This is a genomic window from Lactobacillus sp. B3795 (assembly GCF_026535805.1).
GTDB lineage: Bacteria > Bacillota > Bacilli > Lactobacillales > Lactobacillaceae > Apilactobacillus > Apilactobacillus kunkeei_C.
The window spans coordinates 269,954-289,414 of the sequence record NZ_JAFNPE010000001.1 but is presented as its reverse complement, the minus strand read 5'-3'; the positions used below and the strand labels follow the sequence as shown (position 1 = coordinate 289,414).

Annotated in this window: 16 protein-coding genes and 2 tRNA genes; 1 reads left to right on the top strand and 17 read right to left on the bottom strand. The window is 39.4% G+C overall.

Annotated elements, in window-relative coordinates:
- Positions 1–2: 2 nt before the first annotated feature.
- The 11 genes from rpsC to rpsL all read right to left on the bottom strand — a co-directional run bounded on the left by rpsC (position 3) and on the right by rpsL (position 7,745).
- On the bottom strand, positions 3–674 hold the full coding sequence (rpsC, locus tag J3U50_RS01395) for a 30S ribosomal protein S3 (protein WP_034531504.1): 672 nt from the start codon (positions 672–674) through the stop codon (positions 3–5).
- A 12-nt stretch (positions 675–686) separates the two neighbouring features.
- A complete protein-coding gene (rplV, locus tag J3U50_RS01390; protein WP_034531503.1) occupies positions 687–1,034 on the bottom strand; it encodes a 50S ribosomal protein L22 in 348 nt (115 codons plus the stop codon).
- A 16-nt stretch (positions 1,035–1,050) separates the two neighbouring features.
- On the bottom strand, positions 1,051–1,326 hold the full coding sequence (gene rpsS / locus J3U50_RS01385; protein ID WP_034531502.1) for a 30S ribosomal protein S19: 276 nt from the start codon (positions 1,324–1,326) through the stop codon (positions 1,051–1,053).
- Between the two features lie 63 nt (positions 1,327–1,389).
- Positions 1,390–2,229 carry a 50S ribosomal protein L2 gene (gene rplB, locus J3U50_RS01380; RefSeq protein ID WP_034531499.1) on the bottom strand — a complete coding sequence of 280 codons (840 nt, stop codon included), beginning with the start codon at positions 2,227–2,229 and terminating at the stop codon, positions 1,390–1,392.
- 25 nt (positions 2,230–2,254) lie between these two features.
- On the bottom strand, positions 2,255–2,542 hold the full coding sequence (rplW, locus tag J3U50_RS01375) for a 50S ribosomal protein L23 (protein ID WP_034531498.1): 288 nt from the start codon (positions 2,540–2,542) through the stop codon (positions 2,255–2,257).
- Entirely contained in the window at positions 2,542–3,165 is a 624-nt protein-coding gene (rplD, locus tag J3U50_RS01370; protein ID WP_034531497.1) for a 50S ribosomal protein L4, read from the bottom strand. The genes rplW and rplD overlap by 1 nt, the downstream gene beginning before the upstream one ends.
- 17 nt (positions 3,166–3,182) lie before the next feature.
- A complete protein-coding gene (gene rplC, locus J3U50_RS01365; protein WP_034531496.1) occupies positions 3,183–3,818 on the bottom strand; it encodes a 50S ribosomal protein L3 in 636 nt (211 codons plus the stop codon).
- Between the two features lie 34 nt (positions 3,819–3,852).
- Positions 3,853–4,161: a 30S ribosomal protein S10 gene (gene rpsJ, locus J3U50_RS01360; protein ID WP_034531495.1), complete on the bottom strand. Its 309-nt coding sequence runs from the start codon at positions 4,159–4,161 to the stop codon at positions 3,853–3,855.
- A 460-nt stretch (positions 4,162–4,621) separates the two neighbouring features.
- A complete protein-coding gene (gene fusA / locus J3U50_RS01355) occupies positions 4,622–6,712 on the bottom strand; it encodes an elongation factor G (protein WP_054608321.1) in 2,091 nt (696 codons plus the stop codon).
- 108 nt (positions 6,713–6,820) lie between these two features.
- Positions 6,821–7,291, bottom strand: a complete 471-nt coding sequence (rpsG, locus tag J3U50_RS01350) for a 30S ribosomal protein S7 (RefSeq protein WP_034531493.1) — start codon at positions 7,289–7,291, stop codon at positions 6,821–6,823.
- 40 nt (positions 7,292–7,331) lie between these two features.
- Positions 7,332–7,745, bottom strand: a complete 414-nt coding sequence (rpsL, locus tag J3U50_RS01345; RefSeq protein ID WP_034531492.1) for a 30S ribosomal protein S12 — start codon at positions 7,743–7,745, stop codon at positions 7,332–7,334.
- A 172-nt stretch (positions 7,746–7,917) separates the two neighbouring features.
- Between rpsL and J3U50_RS07325 the strand changes: the two genes are divergently transcribed.
- Positions 7,918–8,577, top strand: a complete 660-nt coding sequence (locus J3U50_RS07325; RefSeq protein WP_368042530.1) for an A24 family peptidase — start codon at positions 7,918–7,920, stop codon at positions 8,575–8,577.
- Positions 8,578–8,615: 38 nt separating this feature from the next.
- On the opposite strand, the gene rpoC is transcribed toward J3U50_RS07325, so the two are convergent.
- The 6 genes from rpoC to J3U50_RS01315 all read right to left on the bottom strand — a co-directional run bounded on the left by rpoC (position 8,616) and on the right by J3U50_RS01315 (position 19,437).
- Positions 8,616–12,278 carry a DNA-directed RNA polymerase subunit beta' gene (gene rpoC, locus J3U50_RS01340; RefSeq protein WP_041152920.1) on the bottom strand — a complete coding sequence of 1,221 codons (3,663 nt, stop codon included), beginning with the start codon at positions 12,276–12,278 and terminating at the stop codon, positions 8,616–8,618.
- A gap of 17 nt (positions 12,279–12,295) precedes the next feature.
- Complete coding sequence (locus J3U50_RS01335) at positions 12,296–15,904, bottom strand: DNA-directed RNA polymerase subunit beta (protein ID WP_301945427.1); 3,609 nt, start codon at positions 15,902–15,904, stop codon at positions 12,296–12,298.
- Positions 15,905–16,170: 266 nt separating this feature from the next.
- Positions 16,171–18,669, bottom strand: coding sequence for an ATP-dependent Clp protease ATP-binding subunit (locus J3U50_RS01330; protein ID WP_053791938.1), 2,499 nt, complete (start codon positions 18,667–18,669; stop codon positions 16,171–16,173).
- Between the two features lie 15 nt (positions 18,670–18,684).
- Positions 18,685–19,152: a CtsR family transcriptional regulator gene (locus tag J3U50_RS01325; RefSeq protein WP_034531487.1), complete on the bottom strand. Its 468-nt coding sequence runs from the start codon at positions 19,150–19,152 to the stop codon at positions 18,685–18,687.
- Positions 19,153–19,277: 125 nt separating this feature from the next.
- A tRNA-Pro gene (locus J3U50_RS01320) sits at positions 19,278–19,351 on the bottom strand.
- A 12-nt stretch (positions 19,352–19,363) separates the two neighbouring features.
- Positions 19,364–19,437: transfer RNA gene (locus J3U50_RS01315), tRNA-Arg, on the bottom strand.
- Between the last annotated feature and the right edge of the window lie 24 nt (positions 19,438–19,461).

Below are 19,461 nucleotides of genomic sequence, written 5' to 3'. Positions count from 1 at the left end.
GTTTATTTCCCTCCTTTATCGTTTTCTTGAGCATCGTTAACTGCTTGTGGTAAAACTTCACCACGGTAGATCCAAGTTTTTACACCAATTGATCCGTAAGTAGTGTGAGCTTCTTCCCAAGCATAGTCGATGTCTGCTCTTAGTGTATGCAATGGAACAGTTCCTTCAGCGTATGCTTCCACACGTGACATATCTGCACCATTTAGACGACCAGCAACTTGAGTTTTGATACCCTTAGCACCGGCACGACGAGAGCGTTGCATTGATTGACGCATTGCACGACGGAATGCTACACGGCCTTCCAATTGACGAGCAATGTTTTCACCAACAAGTTTTGCATCTAAATCAGGTTTCTTGATTTCGATGATGTTGATGTGAACTCTCTTACCTGTTAAATTGTTTAATTCTTTACGAAGATTTTCGACTTCTGATCCGCCTTTACCGATAACCATACCTGGTTTAGCAGTGTGAATTGAAACGTTAACACGCTTTGCAGCACGTTCGATAACAACTCTTGATACGGAAGCGTCAGCGAGTCTCTTACTAATGTATTCACGGATTTTTAGGTCTTCGTTAAGATCGTTAGCAAAGTCAGCTTTTTCAGCGTACCATTTTGCGTCCCAATCGCGAATAACTCCGACACGTAATCCAGTAGGATTTACTTTTTGACCCACGGCTAATCCCTCCTATTTTTCTGATACTACAACTGTGATATGACTAGTACGTTTGTTGATTGGAGAAGCAGAACCTTTTGCTCTTGGACGGAAACGTTTTAAAGTTGGTCCTTCGTTAACAAAAACTTCGCTTACTACCAAGTCTTCACGATCTAAATCAAAATTATTTTCTGCATTTGCTACAGCTGACATTAAAACTTTTGAAACAACTGGTGAAGCTCCTCTTGGAGTGAACTTCAAGATTGCAGCTGCTTCTGAAACGCTTTTACCTCTAATAAGATCAACTACAAGGCGGACCTTACGTGCGGCAATGCGAACAGTTCTAGCAGTAGCTTTTGCTGATGTAACTTGTTCAGCCATTTGTTATCCTCCTTGCTTAAACAGTTTTCTTATCGTCGTTTCCATGTCCATGGAAAGTACGAGTTGGTACGAATTCACCTAGTTTGTGACCTACCATATCTTCTTGAATATATACTGGAACGTTCTTTCTTCCATCATAAACAGCGATAGTGTAGCCAATGAAACTAGGGAAGATTGTTGAACGACGTGACCATGTCTTGATTACGTCTTTCTTGTCTTGGTCTTTTTGAGCATCGATTTTCTTTAAAAGATGCTTATCGGCAAAAGGTCCCTTTTTTAAACTACGAGACATTATGAAACCTCCTCTTCAAAATCAGTATAGGGAAGTGTATACCCGAAGGTATAACTTAGTTTATTACATCTTTGATCCCTTACGACGGCGAACAATGAACTTGTTGGAACGAGCCTTCTTACTACGAGTCTTCTTACCAACAGTCTTCTTGTGCCATGGTGATAATGGTGATGGGTAACCAACTGGAGCTTTACCTTCACCACCACCATGAGGGTGATCGTTAGGGTTCATTACAGAACCACGAACGTGTGGACGTTGGCCCTTGTAACGGTTACGACCAGCTTTACCAATGTTAACTAATGAGTGTTCTTCGTTACCAATGCTACCAATAGTTGCACGGTTAACTGAAAGAATCATACGAACTTCACCAGATGCTAGACGAACTAGTACGTATTTTCCTTCCTTACCCAATAGTTGAGCTGAAGTACCAGCAGAACGAACTAATTGTCCACCCTTACCTGGTTTTAATTCGATATTGTGAATAACTGTACCTACAGGGATATCCTTCAATGCTAATGCATTACCTGGTTTGATATCAGCGTTTGGTCCTGATTGAACCTTGTCGCCAACTTTTAGACCCTTAGGTGCTAGAATGTATGACTTGATACCGTCAGTGTAAACAACTAACGCAATGTTAGCAGTACGGTTTGGATCGTATTCGATAGTCTTAACGATACCATCAACGTCGTCATGGTTACGCTTGAAATCAATAATACGGTATTGATTCTTGTTACCACCACCACGGTGACGAACAGTCATATGACCATAGTTGTTACGACCAGCAGTGTGTGACTTAGGAGCCAATAATGACTTTTCAGGTTTTGAAGTAGTCAAAACACTGTAGTCAATGCTAGTCATGTTACGACGACCATTACTGGTTGCCTTGTATTTTTTAATAGCCACGGTGTTTTCCTCCTAAATTGATATTTTATTTATTGCTAAATAAGTTAATTTCTTTTGAATCGTTTGATAAAGTAACGATCGCTTTACGACGCTTCTTAGTGTAACCTGAGAAACGACCTTGGCGCTTTAGCTTACCTTTAAGATTCATAATATTTACATTTGCAACTTTAACATCAAAGATGTCTTGAATTGCGTTCTTCACTTGTGTTTTAGTTGCTCGTAAGTCAACATCAAAAGTGTATTTCTTTTCGTCCATCATAGCAGTTGATTGTTCTGTAATAACGGGACGTAGGATAATATCACGTGATTCCATTATGCGAGCACCTCCTCTACTTGAGAAAGAGCAGCCTTTGTGATGACAATCTTGTCACTGTTTACAACGCTCAATGTGTTTAAACCTTTAGCTGAAACGATTTCAACGTTCTTTAGGTTACGAGCTGATAATACAGCGTTCTTGTTGTCTTCTTCCAAGACTACTAATGTCTTAGTTGAAGCATTTAGCTTGTTTAGTGCTTCTGAGAAGTCTTTAGTCTTAGGAGCATCGAAGCTTAATGAGTCAACAACTACGAAGTTGTCGTTAGCAACCTTTTCTGATAGAACAGACTTGATAGCTAGACGGCTAACCTTCTTTGGTAAGTGGTAGCTGTATGAACGAGGAGTTGGTCCGAAGACAATTCCACCCCCACGCCATTGTGGTGAACGGATTGAACCTTGACGAGCACGTCCAGTACCCTTTTGACGCCATGGCTTCTTACCACCACCTCTAACAGCGCTTCTGTTCTTTACAGCGTGTGTACCTTGGCGCATTGATGCTCTTTGCATCAAAACAACGTCAAATACAACACTGTCGTTTTGTTCGATAGCAAAGATTTCATCGTTTAATTCAACGTTTCCGTTCTTGCTACCATCTTGTTTGTATAATGCTACGCTTGTCATTTATGGTTCCTCCTTTCTTATTTTTGTGATCCGCGAGCTGCAGATTTAACAGTTAGGAATGACTTGTTGGCACCAGGAACGTTACCCTTAATTAGGATTACGTTGTTGTCAACGTCAGCCTTAACTACTTCAAGATTTTGAATAGTAACTTGCTTGTTACCCATTCTACCTGGTAATTTCATACCCTTAGTAACACGGTTGATAATTACACCAAGTGAACCAGGACGACGGTGGTATCTAGAACCGTGAGTTTCAGGACCTCTAGCTTGACCATCCTTATGAATGTTACCTTGGTAACCATGACCCTTTGTGATACCTGTTACATCTACGATGTCACCGGCTTCAAAAATGTCTGCCTTGATTTCGTCTGCTACATTGTAATCGCTAAGCTCAACATCTCTGATTTCTTTAATGAAGCGCTTAGGATTTGTATTTGCTTTTGCTACATGACCTTTTTCTGGTTTGTTACTTAAAACATCACGTTTGTCTTCGTAACCAAGTTGGATAGCGTTGTATCCATCAGTTTCAGTTGATTTAGTTTGTAGAACAACGTTTGGAGTTACATCTACAACAGTAACTGGTACTAATTCACCGTTTTCAGTGAAAACTTGAGTCATTCCGACTTTTCTACCTAAGATTCCTTTTCTGGTCATGAGTACACCTCCGATATATTGTAATTTTGATTAATTATAGTTTAATTTCGATATCAACACCGCTTGGTAAATCAAGCTTCATTAGTGAATCAACTGTTTTTGGTGTTGGGTTTAAGATGTCGATAAGACGTTTGTGAGTCAACATTTCAAATTGTTCACGTGACTTCTTAAACTTATGTGGTGAAGCTAGAACAGTATAAACAGTTCTATCTGTTGGCAATGGAATTGGACCAGAAACACTAGCACCAGTTCTTTGCGCAGTAGCCACAATCTTTTCAGCTGATTGATCTAAAGTACGGTGTTCATATGCCTTTAAACGGATACGAATCTTTTGCTTTGCCATTATTTTCCCTCCTCGTCTGTATTTTAAATACGACTAACTCCGTGGAAATTACCGGCGCACCCTTCATGACAAAGTGGCCGGGTGTGTCGCAACCTCCCACATCAACGCTTTTCTCATATCTGCTTGAGAGCATACTAACCCCTCGAACAGGTACTTGTATATAATACTAGATTTTCTGCGGTGTTTCAAGGGTTTTCACTCATTTTATTGAAATTATTTTTAAATTTTTTCATTAAAACTTTTTTCAAAAAAATTGAAATTTTTTTATTTTTTCTTCCATATTATATTTATTTGATCATAGAACTAACTTATTAAATTAAATAACAAATCACAAAAAATATTATTTAATTTATTTTTTATCTATATTTATAGAAGAAATCCCTTTTTTTATGAATAATTTTTTATGTACAAAAAAAGAAGCGTTGAAATTAATCAACACTTCTTAATTTAGAAACACTAATTACTTGTTTCCACCGTTCTTTTCAATAATTTCTTCTTGAACTGCGGCTGGAACTGGTGAGTAGTGATCGAATGTCATTGAGAAAGTACCTCTACCTTGAGATGCTGAACGCAATGTAGTTGCGTAACCGAACATTTCTGATAGTGGAACCATAGCATGGATTAGTTGAGCTTTGTTTCTAACTTCCATACCGTCAACGTTACCACGACGTGCAGTAACTTGTCCCATAACATCACCCATGTATTCTTCTGGAACCACGATATCAACTTTCATGATTGGTTCTAGGATAACTGGGCCAGCTGACTTAGCAGCATTTCTTAATGCTAATGATGCAGCAACCTTAAATGCAGCTTCTGATGAATCGACATCATGGTAACTACCATCATATAACTTAGCCTTAACGTCAATCAATGGGTAACCAGCAAGAACACCGTTTGCCATTGATTCTTTTAGACCTTGTTCAACTGAAGGAATGTATTCACGAGGAACAACCCCACCAACGATAGCATTTTCGAATTCGAAACCTTTACCAGTTTCATTTGGAGTAAATTCAATCCAAACGTCACCATATTGACCTTTACCACCAGATTGACGAACGAATTTACCTTGAGCCTTAGTTGGCTTAGTAAATGCTTCTCTGTAGGCAACTTGTGGTTGACCAATAGTAGCTTCAACCTTGAATTCACGTTTCATACGATCAACGATGATGTTCAAGTGAAGTTCACCCATTCCGGCGATAATAGTTTCACCAGTTTCGTTATCAGTTTCAGCCTTAAATGTAGGATCTTCTTCTGATAGCTTTTGTAGGGCAATGTTCATCTTGTCTTGGTCAGCCTTAGTCTTAGGTTCAACAGAAACAGAAATAACTGGATCTGGGAATACCATTGATTCTAGGTGTAATGGGTGCTTTTGATCAGTTAGTGAGTCACCAGTAGTGGTGTTCTTCAAACCGATAGCGGCAGCGATATCACCAGAGAATACTTCTGGGATTTCAGTTCTATCATTTGAGTGCATTTGTAGTAAACGACCAACACGTTCACGTTTGTCCTTAGTTGCGTTAAGAACGTATGAACCTGATTCTAGAGTACCTTGGTATACACGAATGAAAGTTAAACGACCAACGAATGGGTCAGTTGCAACCTTAAATGCTAGGGCAGCAAATGGCTTGCTGTCATCAGCCTTAAGTTCAACATCTTCACCTGATTCAGGGTCAGTAGCCTTGTATGGACGAACATCAAGTGGTGATGGTAAGAAGTCCAATACGGCGTCCATTAACATTTGGATACCCTTGTTCTTGAATGCTGAACCAGCTAATACTGGGTAGTATTCTAGGTTAAGAGTACCTTGACGGATGGCAGCCTTGATTTCAGGTACAGAAATTTCTTCACCTTCAAGGTATTTTTCCATGATTCCGTCGTTGATGTCAGCAAGTGATTCGATTAAGTTAGCACGTGCTTCATCAGCTTTTTCTTTGTATTCGTCAGGAATATCAACGATATCGTAGTTTGAACCATTTTCATCTAGATCGTAGATGTATGCTTTCATTTCTACTAAGTCGATAACACCTTGGAAAGTGTCTTCCTTACCGATAGGAATTTGGATAGCGTGTGCGTTAGCATCTAGACGTTCGTGTAGAGATTCTACAGAAGCTTCGAAGTCAGCACCTAGCTTATCCATCTTGTTAGCGAATACGATACGAGGAACTTCGTATTCTGAAGCTTGACGCCAAACAGTTTCTGTTTGAGGTTCAACCCCAGCAGCAGCATCCAAGATAGTAATTGAACCATCTAGAACACGTAGTGAACGTTCAACTTCGGCAGTGAAGTCCACGTGTCCTGGTGTATCGATGATGTTGATACGAGTATCTTTCCAACGTGCAGTAGTAGCAGCTGAAGTGATAGTGATACCACGTTCTTGTTCTTGTACCATCCAGTCCATTTGTGAAGCACCATCATGAGTTTCACCAATTTTGTGGATTCTACCAGTGTAGTACAAGATACGTTCAGTAGCAGTAGTCTTACCGGCATCAATATGAGCAGTGATACCGATATTACGAGTTTTTTCTAATGGGAATTCACGTTTGTTAGCCATTATAAAAAGTTTCTCCTCTCAAAAATAAATCTCTTTTGTAAAAAAGTGGCTAATATAATAACACATTAGCCACTCAATTAAATGTACAAATAAGTTTGTACGTTTATTTTACCAACGGTAGTGAGCAAATGCACGGTTAGCTTCTGCCATCTTATGAGTGTCTTCACGTTTCTTAACTGAAGCACCTGTGTTGTTAGCAGCATCCATAAGTTCACGACCTAGGCGTTCAACCATTGTGTGTTCACCACGTAGACGTGCGTAGTTTACGATCCAACGTAAACCTAGAGTAACACGACGGTCAGGACGTACTTCGATAGGAACTTGGTAGTTTGATCCACCAACACGACGAGCCTTAACTTCTAGTACAGGCATAACGTTGTTCATAGCTTCTTCGAATACGTCAACTGGGTCATTTCCAGTTTCTTTCTTAATAAGATCAAATGCACCATATAAAATTTCTGATGCAGTTCCTCTCTTACCATCTAACATCAAACGGTTAATTAAGCTTGAAACCAATTTTGAGTTGTAGATTGGATCAGGAAGAACTTCACGTTTTTGAACATTTCCTTTTCTTGGCATTTAAAAATCCTCCTTGTTTTCTTATAGCGGAATAAATGTTTTAGTCTTTAGGCTTCTTAGTACCGTATTTTGAACGACCTTGACGACGGTCAGCAACACCGGCAGTATCTAGAGCACCACGAACGATGTGGTAACGTACCCCAGGTAAATCCTTAACACGACCACCACGAATTAAAACAACACTATGTTCTTGAAGGTTGTGACCAATACCAGGAATGTATGCAGTAACTTCAATCAAGTTTGAAAGTCTAACACGGGCGTACTTACGTAGAGCTGAGTTAGGCTTCTTTGGAGTCATAGTACCAACACGGGTAGCTACTCCACGTTTTTGAGGAGCAGGGTTGTTAGTTTGCTTCTTCTTGTAACTGTTGTACCCATGGTTTAAAGCTGGGGCTTTTGATTTAGAACTTCTAGAATGACGACCTTTACGTACTAATTGGTTAATAGTAGGCATCTAAAAATTCCTCCTTCCAATAAAATTTATTTTTAAGTCCACACATCCAGGTGGTTCTTTTTTATGTAAAAGTTCACCGGATGAATAAGCACTTAATAATATTATCACGACGTCTCATTTGTGTCAATGAAACTTAGGAATTCTTTCGTAAATAATATTGGAGGTTTTAAATATGTTTTTATTCATTTTATTTATCCTGGGTTCTTCCTTTGGATCGTTTCTCACTGCACTATTCTATCGACTAGAACATCAAGAAAGTCTACTCGGATTTTCCCATTGTGATGTCTGCAAACATCGACTAGAAGTGATTGATTTAATCCCTATCTTCTCTTATCTACTCAATCATGGTAGATGCAGGTACTGTCATAAGACCTACTCAAGTTTCTCGTTTGTAAACGAAGTGTTCTTAGGCACAATCTTTCCATTAATATTTATTGAAACCAGAAGCATGCTGCCATTGCTTATCATTGTCTATCTTTTCTACTTAAGTCTAGAAGATATGCACAAGCAAATGGTTTCAAGTATTATTCTACACTCACTGCTATTAATTGTTTTTATTTTTGCTCTCCCCTTCTCTAGAATTTTGATATTAATGCCCATTTATTTTTTCTTCTACCTTTTAAACTACAACTACCACTTCATCGGTGAAGCAGATATCGATCTGTTTGCGATTTTGTTTTTGTTAACCGGTAATCATATTCTATTAATTATCTTTGTGGCCAGTCTCTTCGCCCTAGTGTCCTATCCGTTTATCAAACAGATTAGCGGGAAGATTCCGTTTATTCCATTTATATATCTATCCTATTTGATGTTTCTATGTATAAAAAAATAGCAACCGCTATTCAGCGATTGCTATTTTTAAGTTGTAAATTATTGGTTATTTACGTCTTCTTCATTCATACGTTTTTCAATTTGGCTAATTGAGTAAACGTCGTTTGAATCAACTTTTGGTGATTCTTGTTCTTCAACTTTAGCGTTGATTTCACCGTAAGTCTTCATTCCAGTACCAGCTGGAATTAGCTTACCAATAATAACATTTTCTTTAAGACCAACTAATGGATCGTTCTTTCCACGGATGGCAGCATCTGTTAGAACACGAGTAGTTTCTTGGAATGATGCAGCTGATAAGAAACTGTTAGTTTCTAGGGCAGCCTTAGTAATACCTAAGATAACTGGACGTGCAGTTGCTGGAATCTTACCAGAAATAACTGCGTCAGCATTAGCTTCCTTAAAGTCGTTAATATCCATTAAAGTACCTGGAAGAACGTCAGTGTCACCTGAGTCCATGATTCTTACCTTACGTAGCATTTGACGAACCATGATTTCAGCATGCTTATCACTAACTTCTACCCCTTGCATACGGTAAGTCTTTTGAACTTCACTTAGCAAGTATACTTCAGTTGATAGTGAGTCACGAACCTTGATTAGTTCCTTAGGATCAATTGAACCTTCGTTAATAGCTTGTCCACGACGGATGAAGTCACCTTCAGCCACGTTCATACGAGCGTTAATTGGAACCTTGTAAGTTCTAGTGTCGGCGTCACCTTTAACAGTAACTTCCTTCACTCTTTCAGCAGGATTTTCTTCAATTAGAGATACAGTACCTGTAACTTCAGTAATTTCTGCTTTACCTTTAGGGTTTCTAGCTTCGAAGATTTCTTGAACACGAGGAAGACCTTGTGTGATATCGGCGTTACCAGCAACCCCACCGGTATGGAAGTTACGCATAGTTAATTGAGTACCAGGTTCACCAATTGATTGAGCAGCAACAGTACCAACTGCTTCACCAACTTCTACAGGTGAACCAGTAGCTAAGTTACGACCGTAACATTTTTCACAAACCCCGTGAACTGTGTTACAAGTGAATGCTGAACGAATTTCAACTTCTTCAATTCCAGCAGCTTCAATTGCTTCAGCTTCAGGTTCGTTAATCATTTGGTTATGCTTAACAATTACTTCACCAGTTTCTGGGTTCTTAACTGTCTTCATAGCATATCTACCAATGATTCTGTCGTATAGAGGTTCAATCATTTCGTTACCTTGCTTCAATGCAGCAACGATAACTCCACGGTCAGTGTTACAATCTTCTTCTCTGATAATAACGTCTTGAGCCACATCAACTAGACGACGAGTTAAGTAACCTGAGTTGGCAGTCTTCAAGGCAGTATCAGTCATACCCTTACGGGCACCGTGGGTAGAAATGAACATTTCAAGAACTGATAGACCTTCACGGAAGTTAGCAGTGATAGGTAGTTCCATGATTTCACCATTAGGTGCGGCCATCAAACCACGCATACCAGCTAATTGAGTAAAGTTAGAGATATTACCACGGGCACCAGAGTCACTCATCATAAAGATAGGGTTTTGAGGATCGAAGTTCTTCAACAAGTCGTTTTGAATTTCATCCTTAGCATCGCTCCAGATACCGATAACTCTTTCGTAACGTTCTTGGTCAGTAATTAAACCACGACGGAATTGTTTTGTAACGTTTTCAACTTTTTTGTGTGAATCAGCAATAATTTGAGGTTTTGACTTAAGGTCAGTAACATCAGTGATACCAACAGTTAAACCTGACTTAGTTGATTCGTTGTAACCTAAGTCCTTCATTCTATCTAGTAGTTGTGAAGTTTCAGTTACCTTGTATTGCTTGTAAACTTCAGCAATGATGTCTGATAAGAAACCTTTCTTGAAAGCACCGTTTAGAGGGGCATTCTTCAAGTGTTCATGGATATCTTCACCAGGTTCTAAGAAGAAACTGTCAGATAAGTGACCATGTAGGTTAGTATCAGTTGGTTCGTTCAAGTATTGGAATGTCTTTGGAAGAATACCGTTGAAGATAATCTTACCAATAGTTGTTACCAAAATCTTGTCCTTTTGTTCGTCAGTGAATGGCTTTTCGCTCATTGATGAAGCGGCAATACCAACACGAGTGTGCCAGTGAGTTAAACCACTTTGGTATGAAAGTTTAGCTTCTTCAGGTGTGTTGAAGATCATACCTTCACCTTCACGGCCTTCTTCTTCCATAGTTAGGTAGTAGTTACCGATAACCATATCTTGAGAAGGAGCAACGATTGGGTTTCCATCACGAGGGGCAAGAATATGAGTAGCAGCTAGCATCAATAGTCTTGATTCAGCTTGTGCTTCGTCTGATAAAGGAACGTGGATGGCCATTTGGTCACCATCAAAATCGGCGTTGTAAGCTTCACAAGCTAATGGGTGAAGACGCATTGATTTACCTGAAACCAATACTGGTTCGAATGCTTGAATACCTAATCTATGCAATGTAGGCGCACGGTTAAGTAATACTGGATGTTCCTTAATTACGTCATCCAATACATCGAATACTTCTTCATCTTTACGTTCGATTTGACGTTTAGCAGACTTAATGTTTGAAGCACTACCACGTTTTACAAGTTCTTTCATAATGAAAGGCTTGAATAATTCCATGGCCATTGGAACTGGAAGTCCCATTTGGTTGAACTTCAAGAATGGTCCAACATCAATAACAGAACGACCAGAGTAGTCAACACGCTTACCAAGTAAGTTTTGTCTGAAACGACCTTGCTTACCTTTAAGCATGTGTGATAGTGACTTAAGTGGACGGTTACCAGGACCGGCAACAGGACGACCACGACGACCGTTATCGATTAAAGCATCAACAGCTTCTTGTAGCATACGTTTTTCGTTTTGAACGATGATACCAGGAGCATGTAGATCTAGCAATCTCTTTAGACGGTTATTTCTGTTAATAACACGACGGTACAAGTCGTTTAAGTCAGAAGTGGCGAAACGGCCACCTTCTAGTTGTACCATTGGTCTTAAGTCAGGTGGAATAACTGGAATTGCTTCCATTACCATCCATGACAAGTCATTACCTGATTGTAGGAAGGCTTCTAGAATATCTAGACGTCTAACCGCTCTAACACGCTTTTGACCAGTAGCCTTCTTTAGTTCATCTTTTAGTTCAGCAACTTCTTTATTGATATCAACATTGTTCAATAAAGTTCTAATTGCTTCAGCACCAATCTTAGCTTCGAAACGGTTACCATATTCAAGTTTCTTTTCACGGTAATCTTGTTCTGAGATTAGTTGCTTGTTTTCTAGTGGAGTATCACCAGGATCTGTAACAACGTATGAAGCAAAGTAGATAATTTCTTCCAAAGCACGTGGGCTCATGTCTAATACAAGACCCATACGACTTGGAATTCCTTTGAAGTACCAAATGTGAGTTACTGGAGCAGCCAATTCAATGTGACCCATACGTTCACGACGTACTTTAGCACGTGTAACTTCTACTCCACAACGATCACAGACGATACCCTTGTATCTAATACGTTTATATTTACCACAAGCACATTCCCAATCCTTTGTAGGACCGAAAATTCTTTCGTCGAATAGACCATCTTTTTCTGGTTTTAAAGTTCTGTAGTTGATAGTTTCTGGCTTTTTAACTTCACCAAATGACCAACTACGAATTTTATCAGAAGAAGCTAATCCAATTTGCATGCTTGAAAATTTGTTTACATCGACCAATGGATAGTCCCCTTTCTTTATTCCTTAAAGTTGGTGTTTGCTTTGTCGTCTTGTTCAGACTTTTCTTCATCTTTTTCTTCTTGTTCTTTCTTTTGCTTTTCAGCTAGTTTGCTTAAAGCATCAACGTTAACAACACCGTCGTCTTCTTCGCTGTCTAAGTCACGAAGTTCGATTTCTTGGTTGTCTTCGTTAAGAACCTTCATGTCTAATCCTAGAGCTTGAAGTTCTTTTACAAGAACACGGAATGATTCAGGAACACCTGGCTTAGGAATTGGTTCACCCTTAACAATAGCTTCGTATGTCTTAACACGACCAACAACGTCATCTGACTTGTAAGTCAAGATTTCTTGTAGTGTGTATGCGGCACCATAAGCTTCTAGGGCCCAAACTTCCATTTCACCAAAACGTTGTCCACCAAATTGTGCTTTACCACCAAGTGGTTGTTGAGTAACTAGTGAGTAAGGTCCAATTGAACGAGCATGGATCTTATCGTCAACCATGTGAGCAAGTTTCAAGTAGTGCATTACACCAACTGCAACACGTTTATCGAATGGTTCACCGGTTCTACCATCGTAAACAACTGACTTACCGTCTGAAGCCATACCAGCTTCCTTAACAGCGTCCCAGATATCTGAATCACGAGCACCATCGAATACCGGAGTACTTACGTGGATACCTAATTTTCTAGCAGCCATACCTAAGTGTAATTCAAGAACTTGTCCAATGTTCATACGTGAAGGCACACCCATGGGACTCAATAGGATGTCAATTGGAGTACCATCTGGTAAGTAAGGCATATCTTCTTCAGGAATAACAATGGAAACAGTACCCTTGTTACCGTGACGACCAGACATCTTGTCCCCTACTTGGATCTTACGTTTTTGAGCAATGTAAACTCGAACCATCTTGTTTACACCTGGTGCTAATTCATCACCATTTTCTCTAGTGAAGACCTTAACGTCTTGAACGATACCGCCACCACCGTGAGGTACACGTAGTGAAGTATCACGGACTTCTCTAGACTTTTCACCGAAGATAGCATGTAGTAAACGTTCTTCAGCTGATAATTCTGTTACACCCTTAGGAGTAACCTTACCAACCAAGATGTCACCATCATGTACTTCAGCACCAATTCTGATAGTTCCTTCTTCGTCAAGGTTTCTTAAAGCGTCTTCCCCAACGTTAGGAATTTCTCTAGTCATTTCTTCAGGTCCAAGTTTGGTATCTCTAGTTTCTGATTCATATTCTTCAATATGGATTGAAGTGTATACATCTTCACGAACTAATCTTTCTGAAATACCAATGGCATCTTCGAAGTTGTAACCTTGCCAAGTCATGAACGCAACAACTGGGTTTTGACCTAAAGCAAGTTCTCCGTTTTCCATTGAAGGACCGTCAGCTAGAATTTCATCAGCGTCAACCTTGTCGTTTACACGAACGATTGGACGTTGGTTGTAGTTCTTACCACCGTTTGAACGTTGGAACTTCATTAGCTTGTAAGTATCTAATGAACCGTCTTCTCTTCTAACACGTACTTCGTCAGCATCAACGTATTCAACAGTACCTGGGTGTTTACAGATTAAAGCAACACCAGAGTCATGAGCTGCCTTGTATTCGATACCAGTACCAACTAGTGGTGCATGTGGGTTAACCAAAGGAACAGCTTGACGTTGCATGTTGGCACCCATCAAGGCACGGTTGGAGTCATCGTTTTCCAAGAAAGGAATACATGCAGTGGCAACTGAAACTACTTGCTTAGGAGAAACGTCCATGTAGTCAACATTTTCAATCTTAGTTTCAATATTGTTTGACTTGTATCTAGCCATAACAACATCGTTCTTGAATGATCCGTCTTCATTTAATGGAGAGTTAGCTTGAGCAACTACGAAGTTATCTTCTTCGTCAGCTGATAAGTAATCAATCTTATCAGTTACTTTGTGAGTATCCCATGATACACGACGGTAAGGTGTTTCCACGAAACCGTACTTGTTAACCTTAGAATAACTTGAAAGTGAGTTAATCAAACCAATGTTAGGACCTTCAGGAGTTTCAATAGGACAAATACGACCATAGTGAGTGTAGTGAACGTCACGAACTTCGTATCCGGCACGGTCTCTGGTCAAACCACCAGGTCCCAATGCAGATAGACGACGTTTATGAGTTAATTCACCCAATGGGTTAGTTTGGTCCATGAATTGTGACAATTGTGATGAACCAAAGAATTCCTTAATTGAAGCTACTACAGGACGAATGTTGATTAATTGTTGTGGAGTAACAGTAGTAGTGTCTTGAATTGACATACGTTCTCTTACTACACGTTCCATTCTTGCTAGACCAATTCTGAATTGGTTTTGTAGTAGTTCACCAACAGAACGGATACGACGGTTACCTAAATGGTCAATATCATCAGGTTCACCAATTCCTTCTTGCAAGTTGAAGAAGTAGTTGATAGCAGAAATGATATCTGCTGGAGTGATGTGATGGTAATCCAATGAGATGTTGTCGTTTCCAATCATGTTAACAACATGATCTGGGTCTTTTTCTGATTGTACTTTGATGATTTGTACAGTCATTGGTTCTGGAACAACTGATTGTTCTGAAGGGTTGAAAGTGTATGCCTTGAAGTCTTCGCGGTCCAAGTATGGAGCTAATTCCTTCATGACATTCTTATCAATTACAGTACCCTTCTTAGCAATAATTTCACCAGTATATGGATCAGCTAAAGTTTCAGCAAGGGTTAATCCTAGTAAACGAGTCTTTAGGCTTAGCTTGTTGTTAGTCTTGTATCTACCAACAGGAGCCATGTCGTAACGTTTTGGATCGAAGAAACGAGTAGTCAATAGGCTACGAGAGGAATCAGCAGTCTTAGGTTCACCCGGACGTAGACGTTCGTAAATGTCCTTTAATGCTTCTTCAACACGTGAATCTTCTGTGTCTTTGTGGACATCTTTTTCAAGAGTCAATGAAAGACTATCATTGCTACCCAAAATTTGAGTAATTTCGTCATCTGAACCGAAACCTAATGCACGAACTAGTTCAGTAATTGGTAGCTTTCTAGTTCTATCAATACGAACGTATGATAAGTTCTTTGCGTCAGTTTCGAATTCCATCCAGGCACCACGGTTAGGAATTACAGTAGTACCATAGCTGATACGTCCATTTTTGTCTTCTTCTTTGTGGAAGAATACACCAGGAGAACGAACTAATTGTGAAACAATTACACGTTCTGCCCCGTTAATAATGAAAGTACCTTGATCAGTCATCAATGGGAAATCGCCAAAGAATACATCTTGGGTCTTAATTTCACCAGTTTCATGATTGGTCAATTTCAATGTGATATGAAGTGGAGCTGAGTAGTTAGCCTCATGATCTCTTGCTTCATTAACAGTGTACTTAGGTTCTAATAATTGGTAATCAACGAATTCTAAGGATAGTTTTCCTTGGAAATCATCAATTGGCATAATGCTGTTAAACATTTCACGCAAACCTTCATCTAAGAACCACTTGTATGAATCGGTTTGAATTTCAATTAAATTAGGTAAATCAAGAACTTCCTTGATTTGAGAGTAACTTCTACGAATACGGTGTTTACCATATTTAACTAAATGTCCTGCCAAGTTCTTCACCCCTCCAAAAATTTCTACGTAAGTGAAATATTACAATTGTGTTACAAATGCATTTTTTTACCCTTTTTATCTAAAAATGAGCAAAAAAAAACCAAAATAAGCAATTCAAATTGAAGCTTATTTTTGGTTAATATAGGCGTGTCTGACGGACAATAGATCGCCGACACACATTTCACTTCGTAGTTATATATTTAGTATGATACTCTCGAAGGTATATAAAGTCAAGATTTAGACAATAAAAAAGAGGGATAATTCCCTCTTTTTTATTATGCCTTAACGGCTTCTTTTTTAGTGATTGTAATCTTGCCTTTAGATGCTCCGATTGAAACGTCATCCCCTGGTTTAATTTCACCAGAAAGAATTTCTTCAGAAACTTTATCTTCGACATCATTTTGCAATGCACGACGAATTGGACGCGCACCGTATTCAGGATTGAAACCATTCTTAGCAATCAATTCGATTGCTGCTGGAGTCATCTTCACGTTGATACCTAAGTCGTGAACTCGTTTCAATAAATCGTTAGCCATTAGCTTAACAATTTCTTGAACTTGTTTTTCGTTTAGTTCGTGGAAGATGATTGTTTCATCGATACGGTTTAAGAATTCTGGTCTGAAGAATCTCTTCATTTGTTCTTCGACTGTCTTTCTCATTAGCTTGTAGTTTTCATCGTCATGATCTAGTTCAGCACCAAAACCAACGGTCTTCTTATCACGTAGTGTTCTAGCACCAAGGTTAGAAGTCATGATTAGCACAGTGTTTCTAAAGTCGACATGTCTACCCTTAGAATCCGTTAGGTATCCATCGTCTAATACTTGTAGTAACAAATTGAAGACATCTGGATGAGCTTTTTCTACTTCATCGAATAGGACAACTGAGTATGGATGTTGTCTTACTTTTTCGGTCAATTGTCCACCTTCATCGTATCCAACGTATCCTGGAGCTGAACCAACCATTCGAGAAGCGGATTCCTTTTGCATGTATTCTGACATATCAATTCTGATAATGTCGTCCTTTGAACCAAACATTTCTTCAGCTAAGTCCTTAGCTAGTTCAGTCTTACCAACACCGGTAGGACCTAAGAAGATGAATGAACCGATTGGTCTGTTTGGATCCTTGATACCACTTCTAGCACGTCTGATTGCACGTGATACGGCAGAAACAGCTTCGTTTTGACCAATAATCTTCTTGTGTAGGATTGATTCTAGGTTAACCAAACGCTTGCTGTCAGCCTTGGTCATCTTAGTTACTGGAACACCAGTCCATTCTGAGACAACTTTAGCGACATCTTCACCAGTTTCTTCGATATCGAAGTTGTGGTCTTCTTGACGTTGCTTTTTGATATCAGCGGTTTCTTGACGCTTAGTCTTTAGTTCTTCTTGTAGTTCTTGTTCCTTTTGACGAAGTGAAACGGCATCTTCGAAGCGTTGTTCTTCGATGGCGCTTTCCATTTGAGTACTGTATTCGTTGATTTTGTTTTCTAGTTCTTCTAATGGATTGTTTTCGTCTAGGTTATTGATTCTAACCATTGCAGCAGCTTCATCCATCAAGTCGATTGCCTTATCAGGTAGGAAACGGTTGCTGATGTATCTGCTTGATAAATCAACGGCCTTTTCGATTGCGTCATCGGTAATCTTTACTTGGTGATGGCTTTCGTACTTAGGACGAATTCCCTTTAGAATTTCGACAGCTTCATCTCTAGTAGGTTCATCAACTGAAACAGTTGCGAATCTTCTAGCCAATGCACCATCTTTTTCGATGTACTTTTGGTATTCATCCAAAGTAGTAGCACCGATTGTTTGAAGATCTCCTCTAGCAAGTGCTGGCTTTAGGATGTTAGAAGCATCGATAGCTCCTTCAGCACCACCGGCACCCATTAGAGTGTGTAGTTCGTCAATGAATAGGATTACGTTACCCACTGACTTGATTTCACTGATAATCTTCATTAGACGTTTTTCAAACTCACCACGGTACTTAGTACCAGCGACTAGGGTTCCCATTTCAAGCATCATGATCCGTTTGTTTTGCATGTCTTCTGGAACTTGTCTGTGAGCAACCTTTAATGCCAAACCTTCAACAACGGCAGTCTTACCTACCCCTGCTTCCCCGATTAGCACTGGGTTGTTTTTAGTACGACGACTAAGAATTTGAATCACACGTTTGATAACATCGTCTCTACCAATAGTAGGATCGATTAGACCATCCTTGGCTGACTTAGTAAGGTCAGTCGCAAGTGAGTCTAATGTAGGAGTAGTTCCGTTGTTGCGAGCTGCTTTAGTTCCTGGTAGTGGAATGTTCTTTGAGTTTGAACTTGAATCACCTGGGAATCCCATCTTACGTAATAGTACCTTCTTTACATCGTTTACTTCGACCACGTTTAGTGCCACTAGAATTCTAGCAGCTAAAGTGTCTGGAGTATCTAGGATGGCAAGTAATAAGTGTTCTGTTCCTATCTTAATTGCACCGTATTTCTTCGCAATTTGACCAGATAAGGTCAAGATTGCTTCAGCCTTAGGTGAGTATGGTAGGTATGTGTCCTTGTCTGAATCTGTTAGGTTACCGTATCCAACCAAGATTTCCATTTCGCCTTTAATATCATCTTCATGAACATCGCATTGCTTTAAGGCTGACTTTGCGATTCCGTTATCTTCCATTGATAAAGCTAGTAATAAGTGTTCTGTCCCAATCCCTTGGTGGCCAAACACTTTGGCTTGTTCTTGTGCCAAAATCAATACGTTCTTTGCGCTTGGAGTAAAAATGTTATCCATATCGTGCCTCACTTTCTAGCTTTTGTATCTTAAATGATCAAGTATTGCGACCATTATATTCGCTCTAATTTCATTTTCAAGTAGTTTGTTGCCGACAGCTAGTGTCTGCTTGTTAATAGATGCTAACACTAAATCAGCTTCATTGTCAGTAATTAGATTATTTAACACCAAAGTGTTGATAATTGCCTTACCTTCACGTTGAGTTAAACCGTCACCAATGGCATTAATCAGCGTATCTAAAATATCTATATTATCAAGCAGCTTCACCTTTTCAATACGAATGTATCCACCGCCTCCACGCTTACTTTCGACTACGTATCCATTTTGAATGGTAAACCTAGTCTTAATAACGTAGTTAATTTGTGATGGAACCACATCGAAATGGCTGGCAATATCAGATCTACTTATTTCGACTCTCTCGTCTTCAGCAATCATTTCCTTTAAATACTTCTCAATAATATCTGAAATATTCTTACCCTGCATAATACCACCTCTTTCTTTGACTAATTCTGACTATAATTATACGGACTTATATTGAAAATGCAAAGATTTTTAACGAAAAACAAAAAAGAGAAAACAAATTAATGTTTTCTCTTTTGACTATATTATCGGGAAGACAGGATTCGAACCTGCGACCCCCTGGTCCCAAACCAGGTGCTCTACCAAGCTGAGCTACTTCCCGAAAATAAAAAAATGCACCCAGTAGGAGTCGAACCTACAACCTTCTGATTCGTAGTCAGACACTCTATCCAGTTGCGCTATGGGTGCATAATAGTATTAAATTATTTGAAA

Coding starts and splice junctions, on each gene's coding strand:
- rplV (WP_034531503.1), bottom strand. CDS start 1,034: ATGGCTGAACAAGTTACATCAGCAAAAGCTACTGCTAGAACTGTTCGC.
- rpsS (WP_034531502.1), bottom strand. CDS start 1,326: ATGTCTCGTAGTTTAAAAAAGGGACCTTTTGCCGATAAGCATCTTTTA.
- rplW (WP_034531498.1), bottom strand. CDS start 2,542: ATGGAATCACGTGATATTATCCTACGTCCCGTTATTACAGAACAATCA.
- rplD (WP_034531497.1), bottom strand. CDS start 3,165: ATGACAAGCGTAGCATTATACAAACAAGATGGTAGCAAGAACGGAAAC.
- rplC (WP_034531496.1), bottom strand. CDS start 3,818: ATGACCAGAAAAGGAATCTTAGGTAGAAAAGTCGGAATGACTCAAGTT.
- rpsJ (WP_034531495.1), bottom strand. CDS start 4,161: ATGGCAAAGCAAAAGATTCGTATCCGTTTAAAGGCATATGAACACCGT.
- fusA (WP_054608321.1), bottom strand. CDS start 6,712: ATGGCTAACAAACGTGAATTCCCATTAGAAAAAACTCGTAATATCGGT.
- rpsG (WP_034531493.1), bottom strand. CDS start 7,291: ATGCCAAGAAAAGGAAATGTTCAAAAACGTGAAGTTCTTCCTGATCCA.
- rpsL (WP_034531492.1), bottom strand. CDS start 7,745: ATGCCTACTATTAACCAATTAGTACGTAAAGGTCGTCATTCTAGAAGT.
- J3U50_RS07325 (WP_368042530.1), top strand. CDS start 7,918: ATGTTTTTATTCATTTTATTTATCCTGGGTTCTTCCTTTGGATCGTTT.
- J3U50_RS01330 (WP_053791938.1), bottom strand. CDS start 18,669: ATGGATAACATTTTTACTCCAAGCGCAAAGAACGTATTGATTTTGGCA.
- J3U50_RS01325 (WP_034531487.1), bottom strand. CDS start 19,152: ATGCAGGGTAAGAATATTTCAGATATTATTGAGAAGTATTTAAAGGAA.